The 14,500-nt window shown below is 65.7% G+C and carries 10 protein-coding genes; 9 read left to right on the forward strand and 1 reads right to left on the reverse strand.

Features of this window, described 5'->3' with window-relative positions; all coding sequences use genetic code 11:
• The 9 genes from DK459_RS17670 (at position 1) to DK459_RS17710 (ending at position 13,680) form a co-directional block, all read left to right on the forward strand.
• Positions 1 to 2,694: a type VI secretion system Vgr family protein gene (locus DK459_RS17670; RefSeq protein ID WP_110134950.1), complete on the forward strand. Its 2,694-nt coding sequence runs from the start codon at positions 1 to 3 to the stop codon at positions 2,692 to 2,694.
• Positions 2,687 to 3,673 (forward strand): DUF4123 domain-containing protein, encoded by a 987-nt coding sequence (locus DK459_RS17675; protein WP_038503732.1) that lies wholly within the window; start codon positions 2,687 to 2,689, stop codon positions 3,671 to 3,673. The genes DK459_RS17670 and DK459_RS17675 overlap by 8 nt, the downstream gene beginning before the upstream one ends.
• Entirely contained in the window at positions 3,657 to 6,830 is a 3,174-nt protein-coding gene (locus DK459_RS17680; protein WP_054449396.1) for a toxin VasX, read from the forward strand. The genes DK459_RS17675 and DK459_RS17680 overlap by 17 nt, the downstream gene beginning before the upstream one ends.
• Positions 6,830 to 7,897: a hypothetical protein gene (locus DK459_RS17685; protein ID WP_223308491.1), complete on the forward strand. Its 1,068-nt coding sequence runs from the start codon at positions 6,830 to 6,832 to the stop codon at positions 7,895 to 7,897. Before DK459_RS17680 ends, DK459_RS17685 begins: the two co-directional genes overlap by 1 nt.
• A 7-nt stretch (positions 7,898 to 7,904) precedes the next feature.
• Positions 7,905 to 8,942 (forward strand): hypothetical protein, encoded by a 1,038-nt coding sequence (locus DK459_RS17690; protein WP_233256821.1) that lies wholly within the window; start codon positions 7,905 to 7,907, stop codon positions 8,940 to 8,942.
• Positions 8,943 to 8,974: 32 nt separating this feature from the next.
• Complete coding sequence (locus DK459_RS17695) at positions 8,975 to 10,045, forward strand: hypothetical protein (protein WP_223308489.1); 1,071 nt, start codon at positions 8,975 to 8,977, stop codon at positions 10,043 to 10,045.
• Positions 10,046 to 10,169: 124 nt separating this feature from the next.
• On the forward strand, positions 10,170 to 11,234 hold the full coding sequence (locus DK459_RS17700; protein WP_223308488.1) for a hypothetical protein: 1,065 nt from the start codon (positions 10,170 to 10,172) through the stop codon (positions 11,232 to 11,234).
• Between the two features lie 122 nt (positions 11,235 to 11,356).
• Positions 11,357 to 12,268 (forward strand): DUF6708 domain-containing protein, encoded by a 912-nt coding sequence (locus tag DK459_RS17705; protein ID WP_233256822.1) that lies wholly within the window; start codon positions 11,357 to 11,359, stop codon positions 12,266 to 12,268.
• A gap of 77 nt (positions 12,269 to 12,345) precedes the next feature.
• The gene (locus DK459_RS17710) at positions 12,346 to 13,680 is read left to right on the forward strand and encodes a carotenoid oxygenase family protein (protein ID WP_110134952.1); all 1,335 of its coding nucleotides are present in this window, start codon (positions 12,346 to 12,348) and stop codon (positions 13,678 to 13,680) included.
• 116 nt (positions 13,681 to 13,796) lie between these two features.
• On the opposite strand, the gene DK459_RS17715 is transcribed toward DK459_RS17710, so the two are convergent.
• The coding region (locus tag DK459_RS17715) for a DUF2894 domain-containing protein (protein WP_370445601.1) at positions 13,797 to 14,500 on the reverse strand (704 nt) is incomplete at its 5' end.

Here is a 14,500-nt window from a genome sequence, read left to right on the forward strand (position 1 = left end):
ATGCCCCAGGATTCTTCCGGACTGTCCCGCCTGTCGACCGCCGGCATCGCGCAGGCCAACCGCCTGCTGGACCTGCGCACGCCGCTGGGCGAGAACCGCCTGGTGGCCGAGACCCTGTCGGCCACCGAACAATTGAGCGGCGGCGCCTATCGCCTGGAGATCACCGCGCTGTCCGACGACGCGCATATCCCGCTGAAGGCCCTGATGGGCCAGCCCGTCACCCTGCGCCTGCAGACCGCGCTGGACCGCGAGCAGCCGCGCCTGTGGCACGGCCACGCCACGGCGGTGCGTTTCCTGGGCGCCAATGGCGGCCTGGCGCGCTATGGGCTGACCGTGGAGCCGTGGCTGGCGTTCCTGCGGGCGCGGCGCGACAGCTTCGCCTACCAGGACAAGACGGTGATCGACATCGTCGACAGCATCTTCGGCGACTACAAGGGCCAGGGTACGCTGGCGCCGCAATGGCGCTGGGAAGTGAAGGACCGCGCCGCCTACGCCAAGCGCAGCCTGGCCATCCAGTACCGCGAAACCGACTACGCCTTCGTCGAGCGCCTGCTGGCCGAAGAGGGCCTGTTCTACTGGGTCGAGCACGCCGACGACGGCCATACCCTGGTCATCGCCGACCACAACGGCGCCTTCAAGCCCGGCCCGCAGGCCAGCGTGCGTTTCGCGCGCGCCGACGTCACCGAAACCGAAGACAGCATCCAGCGCTGGAGTCCGCGCCAGCGCTGGCAGACCAACGCCGTGCGCATGGCCAGCTGGGACTACCGCAGCGCCCAGGCGCGGCCGGTCTCGGCGCAGGCGGACGCCGGCAAGCTGGCCAACGCGATCGAGCTGGTCAGCGACGACTATCCCGGCCAGTACGCCTACGAGGACAGCGCCCAGGGCGAGCGGCTGGCGCACAACGCGCTGGCCGCGTTGCGCGTGCGCCAGCAGAGCATCGAAGGCGCGGGCACCGTGCGCACGCTGGCGCCGGGGCAGCGTTTCGAGCTGACCGGCCACTACCAGCAGGGCGGCGCGTCCGCCTTCGTGGTGATCGCCATCACGCACCAGGCCCGCAACAACTTCGACGCCGACCTCGGCCGCGCCGTGAGCGAGGCGTTGGGGGGCGGCGACAGCGACGACGCCGATTTCTATCGCAACGCCTTCACCTGCATCGGCAGCGACACCGAATTCCGCCCCGCGACGCAGGATGGCCATGGCGTGCGCCTGCACCCCCGTCCCACCGTGTTCGGCGCGCAGACCGCCCTGGTGATCGGCGCCGAGGAACCGGTGCACACCGACCGCGACCACCGCATCAAGGTGCAGTTCCATTGGCAGCGCGGCAAGGCCTCCAGCAGCCGGATGGCGCATCCTTCGGGGGACGAGAACGCGCCCGCCAAGGATGAACTGGGCGCCTGGGTGCGCGTGGCCGAGCCCGTCGCCGGTGGCGACTGGGGCGGCCATTTCGTGCCGCGCGTGGGCCAGGAGGTGCTGGTGGAATTCCTGCATGGCGACATCGACCGGCCGGTGGTGGTGGGCGCGCTCTACAACGGCGAAGGCGCCGAGGATGCCTCGCACAACAAGGTGCAGGCGGGCGGCGCCAACGCCACCGGCAACGCGCCGGCCTGGTTCGCCGGCGCCAACGAGGGCCACGCCCACAACGCGGTGATGTCCGGCTTCAAGACCCAGGCCCTGGCCAGCAGCGGCGCCGGCACCGGCGGCTACAACCAGCTGGTGCAGGACGACACGCCGGGCCAGTCGCGCCTGACCGCCTCGACCACCCAGGCCGATGCGCGCCTGAACCTGGGCCACGTCAAGCAGCAGCGCGACAACGAGCGGCTGCAGGACCTGGGCCATGGCGCCGAGCTGTCGACCAAGGAGGCGGTGGCGCTGCGCGGCGGCTCGGGGCTGCTGCTGAGCGCCGATCTGCGCGAGAACGCCGAAGGGCCGCTGCTCGACAGCGCCGAGGCATCCAAGCAGATCGAGGCCGCGCTGGAAGCGGCCAGGGAACTGGCCGACGTCGCGGTCAGGCAGAAGGCCATCCTGGACGGCGACCCGCAAGCGCTGCCGGCGCAAGAGGGCCTGCAACACATCCTGGAAGTGGTCGAGGCCACCCAGGACGATCCCAATCCCCAGGGCGCCGCCGTCAAGGTGGCGGCCTACAGCGAACCGCACATCCAGGTCAGCGCGCCCAGCGGCATCGGCCAGTACACGCCGGCCAATGCTTTCCTGGTGGCCGGCGCCACCTTCGCGCAGATCGCGCCGGACGTGAACTGGGCCAGCAGCGCGCACCTGGCGGTGGGCGTGGCGGGCGGCGCCTTGCTGTTCACGGCCGGCCACGCCGCCGGCGGCGGCCGGCCGGTCAAGGACGCGGGCCTGCGCCTGCATGCGGCCGGGGGCAAGCTGCGCCTGCACAGCCAGGACGCCAGGATGACCCTGAGCGCCGAAAAAGCCGTGACCTTCGCCTCCGCCGGCGCCAACGTGCTGGTCGAGGGCAAGCGGCGCGTGCTGGCCACGGCCGCCGGCGCCTATCTGCGGCTGGAGGGCGGCGGCATCCAGCTGCATGCGCCGGGCAAGGTCGAGTTGAAGGCCGGCGCGCACAGCTGGGTCGGGCCGCAGACGGCGAGCGGCAACCTGGCCCCGCCCTCGGGTGAATTCAAGGATTGCCCAAGCAAGGTCAACAGCGCCGCGGCGGGAGGGTCGGCCTTTGTTTGACGGCGACTTTCCGCGCGACGCGGACCGGGCCGTCGTCTCGCGGCTCTACCAACAACTGCTGGCCGCCGCCTCGGGCCTGCCGCAAGACCGGCTGTACGTTCTGGTCGACCCCACCATCGAGGATCCGCTGGCCCATGCCAGGCGCCGGGGGCAGGCCGTCGCGTTGCCCCTGGATCGCAGCCGCTTCCTGGCCGAACATTGCCCCTACCTGCTCGAACTGGGCGAGTTCGGCCGCGACGATGCGATCGAACTGGCCGTCGAAGCGGCGTGCGCGGCCGCCGGCCCGGGCCGGACCCATCGGCCGATCTGCGGCTGGATCGCCAGCCCGGTGGCGCCCGCCGCGCTGGCCCGGCATCTGGCGCGCATGGCGCGCTGCCTGGTGCCGGACCGCGCTGACCCCGTGACGCTGCGTCATTGGGACCCGCGCGTGGCCGAGGTATTAGCCGAAGTGCTGTCCGAAGACCAGATGGCCCAATGGCTGGCGCCGGTCCGGGCCTGCTGGCGGCCGGGCCGCGCCGCCGGCGAGCTGGCGCTCCAGTATGAACGGTCGGCGGCCGCTGGCGCGCCGCAGGCCGGTCCGGCGGCGCCGCTGGTGCTCGATCGCGCGCAATGCGCCGTGCTCGAACGCGCCGGTTGGGTCAACCAGGCGCTCGACGCCCTGGCCGAGGCTGGCCACGACATGGGCGAGTCCCGCCTGCGCGCGCGCGCCGACCGGCTGGTGGCGCGCGCCCAGGCGCGCTGGGGGCTGGAGACGGACACCGACATCGTCGACTACGCCTTGCACGGCCTGCTGGTGCACCCGCATTTCGACCAGCACCCCGACATCCGCCACGCCATGGCGACCATGCAGGCCAATGGCATCGCGGCGGTGGCGGCCTTGAACGACATCACGCAAGAACAATGGAACCGCGTGCGGCAATGGACCGGCGCGGCATCCGAATCGGAGCAGACAGAGGTGAGGGATGGCCGAGCTTTCTAACGCGCGCTGCGCCGCCGCGGCGAATACCTGCGGCGAAACCAAGGGCAAGTGCATCAACTGCGACAAGCAGGGCGGCGTGGCGATCATGCCGCTGGTGCCGGCGCCGTTGCCGCGCCCCATGGTGCGCGAAGCCTGGGCCAATAGCGAGCATGGCGGCGCCAGCAATACGCAATGGGAGATTCCCGCCCATCGCATGTACAGCACCTGGCTGGAAAAAAAGCTGAACGCGCACGCCAAGGTGCGGCTGTTCGATCCGCGCTTCGACCCCGCCGGGCTGCCGGTGGAAACCTATTTCGTGCGCGTGCCCGCCGCCGGCTACCTGTACGTGCTCAAGCAGGACAAGACCTGGGACGGCTACCTGCTCGACAAGAAGGGCTACTACCGCAAGATCCCGGTCGCCAAGATGCCGGAAGACGCCGAGACCACCAAGCCGCTGTCCGAGGCCTGCTCGTCGGAGGGGCACAACAACACCGCCACGCAGTTCATCACCATCGATCACGTGCGCAGCCCCAAGGTCTGGATCGCCTACAGCCGCTACGTCTGGGACAGGGAGACCCGCAAGGATTACGAAGACGACAAGGACGGCTGCCGCACGGCGCGGATGACCGAACTGAACGTCAAGGACATTGCCGACGGCAAGGTGGGGCCGGGCAGCACCGCGCCTAATACCTGCAAGCTGACCATGCCCGACATCACGGAGATCGTCGCCGACTACGCGCCGGCGGACGTGCAGCGCTGCCTGAACGCGGGGCTGCACAACCCGCTGCAGCTGCGCGCCGAGCCGGAACCGCAGTTGCTGACGTCGTTCATGTGGGCGGTGAATTCGAAACTACCGGCGTTGCAGTGGGGAGTGGGGCTGGTGCTGCCGGATCCGGTGGGGATCGTGCAGGAGTTGAATCTGCGGCGCAATATCGCGGCGGCGCGGGGAGCCATGCTTGAGGGCGCCACTGATCCCGACCTCAAGCGCAAGCGAGTGGTGGCGGAGCTCATTCAGGGGTTGTTCCTCAGTGCGAAAGCCAATCCGGGACCATTCTGGGCGGCGAATTATGGCCCGGATCGGTATGAGCGGAATATTGATACCGCGGCGTGGAAAGCGGCGCTTGCGAACAGCGAGGGAATGAAATCGCTGGCCAATCAGATCGAAAGCAACAGCGCATTGTTCTGCACTTGGAGCGCTTGCAAGGGCTGGAGGGCGCAGCAGAGGTATGACTTCTGCGACCGCGATGAGCTCGCTGGAGTGCGGCGCGAGCGTATGGTTGCTTCGTGCGTCGCGGGTTCTGGTCAGACCCGACGCGAACGAGAGGGGCTTTGGGCTGAAGTATGGAAGATGCCGATCGATAATCCGGACAACTGGTTCTATCGAAGCATCGCTGCGGGGAATTTCGATCTTTGGAAATTGCTGTCGGATACCGCATCTGTCGACGAGTCCATCTCCATGGTCAGTGCGGCCAGAGTGGTAGCCGAAAGCTACCTTGGCAAAGGCGCCGAAAAAATCGACAAGTTGCGCGAAGTCCTTAGGGCGAAACGACGATATAACGAGGCCACGGCCGCGCTGGTCGATACCGTGACGGGCCAATTGTCCAGGTTGATGACGGATGACCCGAAAACCTTCAACCGGCTCATGCGAGGCATTGCCTTGACCTTGGTGACGCGTGAGGACCTTCTGGTGCGGCCTGCGATGGTGACTGGACCATTTGCGGCCATCAAGAATATGTTCGAAGAGGCTGCGACCAAACCCGTAAAGGGTTTCGCGCCCATTTCGATGTCTGGCGGTTTGCCCGCCGGTCGCGGTTACCTGGCCCAGCCAGGCAACCTCGGGCAGAAGGGCCTGGCCCTGTCCGAAAGCGTTGGCCGAGGCGTTTATCTGGACTTGCCCAATGATCGCGGCGCAGTGGCCGGAGTGGTCGCATTTACGTTCCAAAAAATGGAGGAGGGACAAACCCTGAGCAAGCTGCTCGCGGGCGGAACGCCATTTCAGCATATCGAGTTGCCGGTACAAGGCGCCGCCCGAGTGAATCCATTTCTCGAGGGACGGGTGGCGATGATGGGGTCGTATGCGGGCACAGGTCTGGCCGCAGGCATCATGTTTTTCCAAGTTCAGGGCGCCATGAGCTCGTTGAGCGCGATGCTCAAAGACGACGCATCTGGCTATGACCGTGTTGCAAGTGGAGCGGGGGCTACCGCCAATGCCATGGCCGTCGTTAGCGTGGGCTACGACATGACAGGTACTATCGTTGCGCTTGCATCCAAGGAAGTCGGCGAAGCCCTTGTGCGTCGCGGCGCTGTCCTGGGACTATTTGCCGGACTGCTAGAGGGGGTGGCCACGGTTTTCAGTGCTTCAGTGAAACTGGCGCAACGCACCAACGAGCGATCCGCGTATTGGTCAATGGCGTCAGGCTTTGCCACGATGGTCTCCGGTGTCGCGTCGTATGGCGTAACCATGGCTGCCGGCTCTGCGGCAGTGGGCGGGGCGGGCTTCACTTTGCTCGGCGTTACGATGGGGCCAGTCGGATGGGCGCTGCTTTTGGTGGCCGCGTTGGGGGTAGCGATTTGGACTGCCGTCAATGCTGCCGGGACCGATGAGTCCAACCTCGTTCCGGTGGAGTATTGGTTGGATAACGGGATATTTGGTAAACGGGCTCAGGCCGCCAGTATCCAAAACAACCCGTTTGCCACTAAAGGGGCGCAGGGCAAGCCTGGCAGCCCGGCGCAGCCGTTTGCGACGCTCAGCGACGAAGTGCAGGCGTTGGAGCGCATCATTCTTGTTGCCAGCGGCCGCTTTTTTGTGGGAGCCGAGCCGCCCGGCTATGTTGATATTCAATACAGCATCAACGTACCGATATACTCGCATGGGAGCAAAATCTTGGTGGAATTCTATCGAAATGAGCGAGCTGGAGAGCGAGTTTTCCGGACGATGATCTTGGAAAAGGGTGCGGCAGCTCCGACCTCAACGGATTATCCGGTGTTTTTTCCAACTCCTCGATTCAGGAACTTGCAGATGCAGTTGGACCCGGCGGGAAAGAGCGCTCGTTTGAGCGGTGTGTTTCTGGCGTTGCGAGGCGTTGGCGGCTCTTATTGCATGAGAGTCAGGTATTGGCCTGATCAACAACAGCGCCCGGATATGGAAACCGGTTTCTTGTCCGGGGTCTATATCTGATGAGCGCGAGCAAGGACAAAGGTCGGGCGGGCATTACGGCCGTCCCGGAAAAAAGCGGAGGATGGGGATGGTTGCTTCCTGCCCCTTCCGATAGGAGTCGGTCATCGATTGACGCTTTCCCCTACCGCAGCGTGGTGGAGATTACCCCGGCTTGTTTGCGGCTGACGAGTTCGGTCGAGAACATGCGTGGCATCGCGGCTTCGGCCGCGATCGTGTTTGGCCTGGCCATGGCGTTCATCGCCTTGAATTTCGCGATGATCTACGACGTGGCCGATCGAGGCTATGGAGGGCCATATCTCCTGGTGGTCGGGGGCGGAGCGGCGCTGGCCCTGCTGGGACTGTGGATCGGTTATCGCATCATCACCCGCCCGCTCCAGGACACAACCATCATCAGCCGGCGCCTGCGCCGCATCTATGCGTGGAATCAGAGGACCGGGTGGGTCGGCGTTGATTATGATCGCGCGGTCGCCTTCGTTTCCAATTTCAAGGCGGTAACGCCCACTGGCGCTTCCTCCTCATATCCGTTGGGAGTGGTGGAACTGGTGCCAGGATCCCGCCGGATCGCTCGATTTGTCGCGCCCACGCGCGCGTATGCGGCGCCGCAGACCGGTGCGGCGGTTTGGGAATTCATCCGCCGCTACATGGACGACACGCCGGCTGAAGTGCCTCCCGTTGTGCTGACCCCGGATCACAGCACGAACGCCTTTGCATGGATGGACCGTGAACTCTATCCCGACATGATCGATCGGCAACACCATCTGACCAATGCCTACACCGCATTCGGCTTCTGGTTCTTCAGCGGCGTGTACTACCTGCCGAACTGGATGGAGTACTGGATCCGTCGCTATGCCCGGCGACCGGCGCTGCCATCGGAACTGGCCGCGGCGCTGAAGTGGGAGGGCGAGAACCCTTATCGCATATTGCCGCCGACGCCCGAGGAGACGCTGGCGATGCAGGGGAAATTGCCGCATATGAAGAAGCGGTGGCTGCGGGTCAGTGTTTGGGGGATATTGCTTTGGAGCTTCCTGCCGCTGGCGTTCGTCGGCGTCTCGGTAGCGCAGTGGTAGCTCTCCGTTGACAACTACTAGAAAAAATAGCGATCTGGAAGAACTGCCGGAACGCACCGGCACCTGGGGCTGGCTGCTGTCGGGACGATCTGGCGTGCAGCCGGCCGCCGAGGGCATGGTTACTGAATTGACGCCGGCCTGCTTGCGTCTGACGGGGCCTTTCGAGGCGTCTCGCGGTTACGTGGCCTGCGTCTCGTTGGCGGCGGCGGTTGGGTTGACATTGCTGTTTCTCACCGCGCTGATCGATCTCCGTATGGGTAGGACCACCCTGGATACGGGCCTTGCGGTCATGATGGCAGGTTATCTCGTCTGTGCGTTGATCGGCTGGGTCTGCGCTTATCGATCGGTTTTTTCACCCATCCAGGAGACCACTATCGTCAGTCGCGTACTGCGGCGCTTGTATGCGTGGGAAAAACGGACCGGCTGGACGTCGGTCGACTTTGACCGTGCGCTGGCCTACGTGGGCAATTATCACGTGGTCACCGCGACCGGGGCAGGCGCGGCCTATCCATTGCGTGTCGTCGAGATCGCGCCCGATTCGCGCCGCATCCTCAAGGGCGTGGCGCTGACCGCGCCCTTTGATCGTCCGGAAGCCGCGGCGCAGCTTTGGGAGTTTATCCGCTTGTACATGGACGCCGAACCCGCGGCATTGCCGCCGGTGGCGTTGGTGCCGGATCATCGCGTCAACGCGTATGCATGGATGGACAGAGAACTGTTTCCCTACGCGATCGATCGTCACCACAGATTGGTGCGGCCGTTCGCGTTCTGGTCCTTCAGCGGCGCCTATTACCTGCCGAATTGGATGGAGTGCTGGATTCGCCGATTCGGACGCCGCCCTGCGCTGCCGGCGGAATTGGCGGCGGTGGCGGGCTGGCAAGGCGACAACCCGTATCGAATCGTCCCGCCGACGCAGGAAGAACTGCTGGCGCGGGCCGGGAATCTGCCGTCCATGAAAAGGCGATGGCGGCTGGCGAGTATTTTCGGCTTGGCGCTGTGGGTTGCCTTACCGCTGTCTTTCCTCGGCGTTGTCGTGTCGAACTGGTAGGGGCGGACTTGGAGGCGGGGGAAGTAGACGGCATGCATCTGACGAGCAAAGCGGGATCGATGAGGTATTCGGGAAAGACCGTCCCTGAAGAAAGCGGGGCTTGGGGATGGTTGCTGCCCGTTGGCGGTGCACCGAGGAAGGAGACGCCGGCCGCGCATGGCACGGTGGTGGAAATCTCGCCGGCCTGCCTACGTCTGCAAACCCCGTCGGATGCCTTGCGTGGATTCGCGGCGGTGGGCGCCTACGCGTTGGGCGTATGGATGGCCTTTGGCGCGGTGTTCTTCATGGTCAAGTTCGACGCTTCCACGCGTGGATACGATTCGGTCGATTTCCTTCTGGTTTTGGCGCTGAGCATTGTGCTTGCCCTGGTTGGCCTGATCTCGGGATCCAAACTGACTTTCTCCAAGGTATTTGACTCGGTCATCTTCAGCCGGCGCTTGCGCCGTATCTACTATTGGGAAAAAAAGGGGGGGTGGAAATCGGTCGACTACGATCGCGCGACCCCGTTTGTGCCCAAGCTGAGGATGACGACCACGACCGGGTCCAATGTCCTCTATCCGTTGCGGGTGGTGGAGTTCCTGCCCGGAACGCGGCGCGTGAATACCGGGGTGTCGCCCACGGTTCCGTTCGCGCAGCCGCAGTCGGCCGCCCAGCTTTGGGAGTTCATCCGATGCTATATGGACGAGGATCCCGCGACGCTGCCGCCAGTCGCGCTGTTGCCGGATCATCGGGCCCACGCCTATGCCTGGATGGACCGTGAGTTGTTCTCCCAGTCCGTGGACCGGCAACATCGCCTGAAAGGTACATTCGGGGCTTTGTCATTCTGGTTCTTCGCGTGCGTCTACTACGCGCCGAACTGGCTGGAATATCGGATTCGACGGCGTGGCAATCAGCCGGCGTTGCCGCCGGAGCTGGCCGATACCTTGGCGTGGGAAGGCGAGAATCCCTATCGCATCATCCCTCCCTCGCAGGTGGAGCAACTGGCGATCGAGGGCAGGCTGCCTCACATGATGAAGCGTTGGCGCGCGGTCAATGCCGTGGGATTGTTCATCTGGGCGGTGGTGCCGGTGTTGTCCATGGTGGCGTTCGTGCTGTTTACGTAACCTATTGAAGCGGGGAGCGACAGTGGGGGAAAGCAAGGGCCGGCCGGGCCTCACCATGGCCGCGGAAGCAAGCCCCAGGAGTATCCCAGGAAACAGCAAGAAGGGATGTGATGCAAGGATAGCGATGGCGACTGAACGGCATGGCAAGGGTTGGGCCGGAATCACCTCCGTTCCGGAAAAAAGCGGAGCGTGGGGCTGGCTGCTGCCTGTGGGAAAAGAGCGTGGAACGTCGACGCCTTCTGGCCATGATCATGTCGTCGAAATATCCCCGGCATGCCTGCGGCTCGTATCGCCCAGGGATTCCATGCGTGGGTATGGGGCGGCGGTAGCCTATCTGTTCGGATTGCTGATGAGTTTCACCGCGATCAATTTCATCGTGAAATTCGATCCCACCGGCCGAGGCTACGGCCAGGATTTCTTCATATTTGCAACGTTGTACTTTGTCCTTGCCTTGGTCGGCCTGATTACCGCATTGAAGCTGACGTTCGCGCTCGTGCCGGATACGGTGATCATCAGTCGCCGTCTGCGCCGCATGTACGCGTGGGAAAAGAAGGCGGGCTGGATCGCGGTCGACTATGACCAGGCTGTTCCCTATGTTGCCAACCGCATGATTGTCACCACGACCGGCGCGGGTGCGCTGTATCCGTTGCGTGTGGCGCAGCTGTGGCCGGGGAGCCGTCGTGTCAAGACGGGCGTGACGCTCACCAGTCCGTTCGCCAGTCCGCAGTTGGCGGGGGAGGTCTGGGAATTCATTCGGTGCTACATGGACGGGGAACCGGCACAGGCGCCGCCTGTGGCGCTGATTCCCGATCATCGCGCCAATGCGTATGCGTGGATGGACCGTGAATTGTTCTCGGACTCGGTCGATCGGCGGCACCGCTTGAAGGGAGGACTGCAGTCGGTGGCGTTCTGGTTCTTTGGCAGCATGTATTACGTGCCCAATTGGCTGGAATACTGGATCCGTTGCCACGGCCGCCGTCCGGCGCTGCCGGCGGAGTTGGCCGAGTCGATGAAGTGGGAGGGCGAGAATCCTTATCCCATTATCCCGCCCACGCCTGAAGAGCGCTTGGCGATTGAAGGCAAGCTGCCGCATATGCTGGGCCGGTGGCGCTTGGTAAGCGTTTTCGGGCTATTGATCTGGGTGGCGCTGCCCATCGGGTTCGTGTCGGTATTTGCGTTTTTCCTGTAGTTGGCGCGTTGACGCCGACTCGCTTGCGCCTGACGCGAGAGTATTCCCCGCTCGGTGCCGGGGGGCGCCTTGCCGGCGTTTTTCCTTGACCCAGGAGGGGCCCGATGGATTTCAACGGACTCATGTCCAAGTTTCCCAACGACCGTCCACTGACGGAATTCGACCGTGAGCACCGACTGCTGCAGAAAAAGCGGCTGGATGTCCCGCTGCTGGCGCAACTGTGCGTGGTGAGGATGAATTCCAACAGCCTGCTGTCGGTCGACCGTTGGTATGCCTGGCGTGGCTTCGTGGCGCTGCTGGGCGCGATCGGCCTGGCCTTCGGCATCGGCGGCGTCCTGATGCTGGCCTGGATCCTGGTGGTGGACCGGCTGCCCAATGAAAACGGCCTGTGGGAAGCCGTCTTCTTCGGCATGGCCATTTGCGCGGCGCTGGGCGCGGCGAGCGCCTGGGTCGCCCACAAGGAAATGTTCCGCTGGACCTACTATCCCATCGCGCTGGATCGCAAGCGCCGCCTGGTGCATGTGTTCCGGCTGGACGGCACCGTGCTGACCGCAGCGTGGGACAAGATCCATTTCACGCTGGGACGGGGCAGGGGCAGCTTCGGTTTGCTGAACTGGGATATCCGCGGACTGATCCTCGATCAGGACGGGGTCACGGTCAGGGAGACCTTTGCGTTCTGCATCGCCACCAGCCGCATCGAAAACGCATATTCGCATTGGGAGTTCCTGCGCCGTTACATGGAAGAGGGCCCGCAAGCGGTGCTGGACGCGGTGCTGTTCTGCATGCCGGTCGACGGCAAGCGCGAGAGTTTCGCCTTCAGCAAGGAGCGCATCTTCGCCAACGATGCCCAACAGCCGGGCCTGGCCTGCCTGATCTTGGCGCCCGTCAACTACCTGCACGCGATCATGCGTTGGGCTGTCATGCGCACCAGCAGGATCCCGGCGTTTTCGCCCGAGATCGAGGCGACGCTGCGGCCTGAGCCAGGCGATCCGTATGTTCGCGACGCCTCGATGAACCCGGAAGACCCGCGTTAATTAAATCCGGGTAATATTGACGAATAATTTAATCCGGGTAAAAATTGCATCCTTCTCCAACCCGAAGGATGCAAGGCATGACCCGATTCGAGCTGAACACCGGCGCCACCGCGCCGCTTGCCGATGAAACCGACCTGACCGACCTGCCGGTGACGGGCACGTTGCCGCCCGAGCTGGACGGCGCGCTGGTGCGCAACGGTCCCAACCCCCTGCGCGGCCGTTTCGAGGGCAACGACGTGCTGTCCTGGTGGCCGCAGCCGGCGATGCTGCACGCCATCACCTTGCGCGACGGCCGCGCCACGGGCTACCGCAACCGCTGGGCTCGCACCCGCCTGTGGGCGCGCGAATACGCGCCCGCGCTGGCCGCCGACCTGCCCGACACCAATCCCAACGTCAACGTGCTGCGCCATGCCGGCGAAACCCTGGCCCTGGCCGAAGGCGGCGCGCCGCTGGCGATGACGGCGGGACTGGACTTCCTGGGCGCCAGCGGCCGCCATCCCGGCCTGGCGGGCGGCATGACCGCGCACCCCAAGATCGATCCCGCGACCGGCGAGTTGATGAGCTTTCGCGCCCATTGGGAGCGACCCTGGCTGCGCTATGGCGTGACGGATGCCCACGGTCGGCCGCTGCTGGACCAGCTGATCGAGGTGCCCGGGCCGTCGATGATGCACGACATGGCCATCACCGCCCGCCACAGCATCCTGCTGGACCTGAACGTGGCCTACGACTTCTCGATGCTGTCACGCGGCTACCGCATGCCGCTGCGCTGGCACGACGAGCGGCAATCGCGGCTGGGCGTGATCCCGCGCCATGGCGGGCCGGTACGCTGGTTCGAGGTGGCGCCGTGTTTCATCCAGCACGTGGTCAACGCCTACGAGGCCGATGACGCCACGCTGGTGCTGGACGTGGTGCGCTATCCGGAATACCTGCGGCTGTCGCGTGACGGCGCGGGCTTCGAGGACAGCCCGTTGGGGGTGCTGTGGCGCTACGTGATCGACCTGGCCGGCGGCGGCGTCAGCGAGCGCCAGCTGGACGACGCCGGCATCGAACTGCCGCGCATCAACGATGGCCGCACCGGCCACGCCTACCGCTATGCCTACGCCGTGCATCAACCCAACAATCGCGAGATGCGCGGGGTGGTGCGCTACGACCTGGAGACCGGCGCGCGGCAGCGGTACGAGGTGCCGCCGGGCGACCAGAACAGCGAACCCGTGTTCGTGCCGCGCCCCGGCGCGCAGTCGGAGGACGACGGCTGGGTGCTGGTGTGCGTCTATCGACAGGAGGGCGACCGCAGCGACGTGGTGGTGCTCGATGCCCGTGACCTGACGGCCGGGCCGCTGGCCACGGTGCGCCTGCCGCGGCGGATACCGGCGGGTTTCCATGGCGCCTGGCTGCCACGCGAGGCGGGCTGAAGGCGAGGGCGGCGCGGGGGCGGTCCGCGCCGGGAGGCCGCTTGAGGGCGCGCGCCGGCGGGGCATTGGGCCGGCATGGCCAGCGTTGCCTGTCGCGGTTGCGGGCGGGAGGTGTCCTAGCGGCCCTTGGCGCGCGCGCCTTTCCTGGCGGGCGCGCGCGACGTCTCCCTGGCCGGCGGCGCGGCGGCCGCCGTTACCTGTTCCATCCAGGCCAGCGCCTCGGTGTAGGTCACGAACTGCTGCAGATAGCCCGGCGACAGCTCGCGCATCAGCGACAGGGCGCGGTGCACCAGTTGGTTGGAATTGAGCGGGCCGGCGTTCTTGTGCACCTGCTCCTGCGACTGGCGCACCTGGCGGTCGGCGCTCAGGCCGGACCAGATCTCGCGCAGCCCGTCCAGCACCGGCATGTCCGGATAAGCGTCGCGGCGCGCCTGCGCGGCGATGGCGTCGGGATCTTCGCCGGGGGCGCCAGGGTAGGCGAGATACGCCGCCAGCTCGGCCAGCGGTCCGCGCGCGGGCTTGGGAACCGCCATGGCCGGCGCGGGGCTGGCGTCGGGCGCAGCGGCATCGTCCAGCCCTTCGACGGCGGCGTTGGCCGCGCTGGCCGCGGCGATGCGCGCCGCATACGCCTGCAGCAACTGCGCCAGTCGCTCGTCCAGCCGGGCGCGGGCGGCGCCGGCGTGGGCGGCCGCGCGCCGGGCCAGCGCCTCGATGAATTGGAAGCCGACCGGATCGAGCCGGTCGTCGCCGCGCTCGCGCCAGGCCTGCAAGATGGCGGACGTGGCCTCGGCGGACGTGGCCTCGGCGGACGTGGCGTCGG

It is taken from the genome of Achromobacter sp. RW408 (genome assembly GCF_003184165.1).
In the GTDB taxonomy this organism is placed as follows: Bacteria; Pseudomonadota; Gammaproteobacteria; order Burkholderiales; family Burkholderiaceae_B; genus Achromobacter; species Achromobacter xylosoxidans.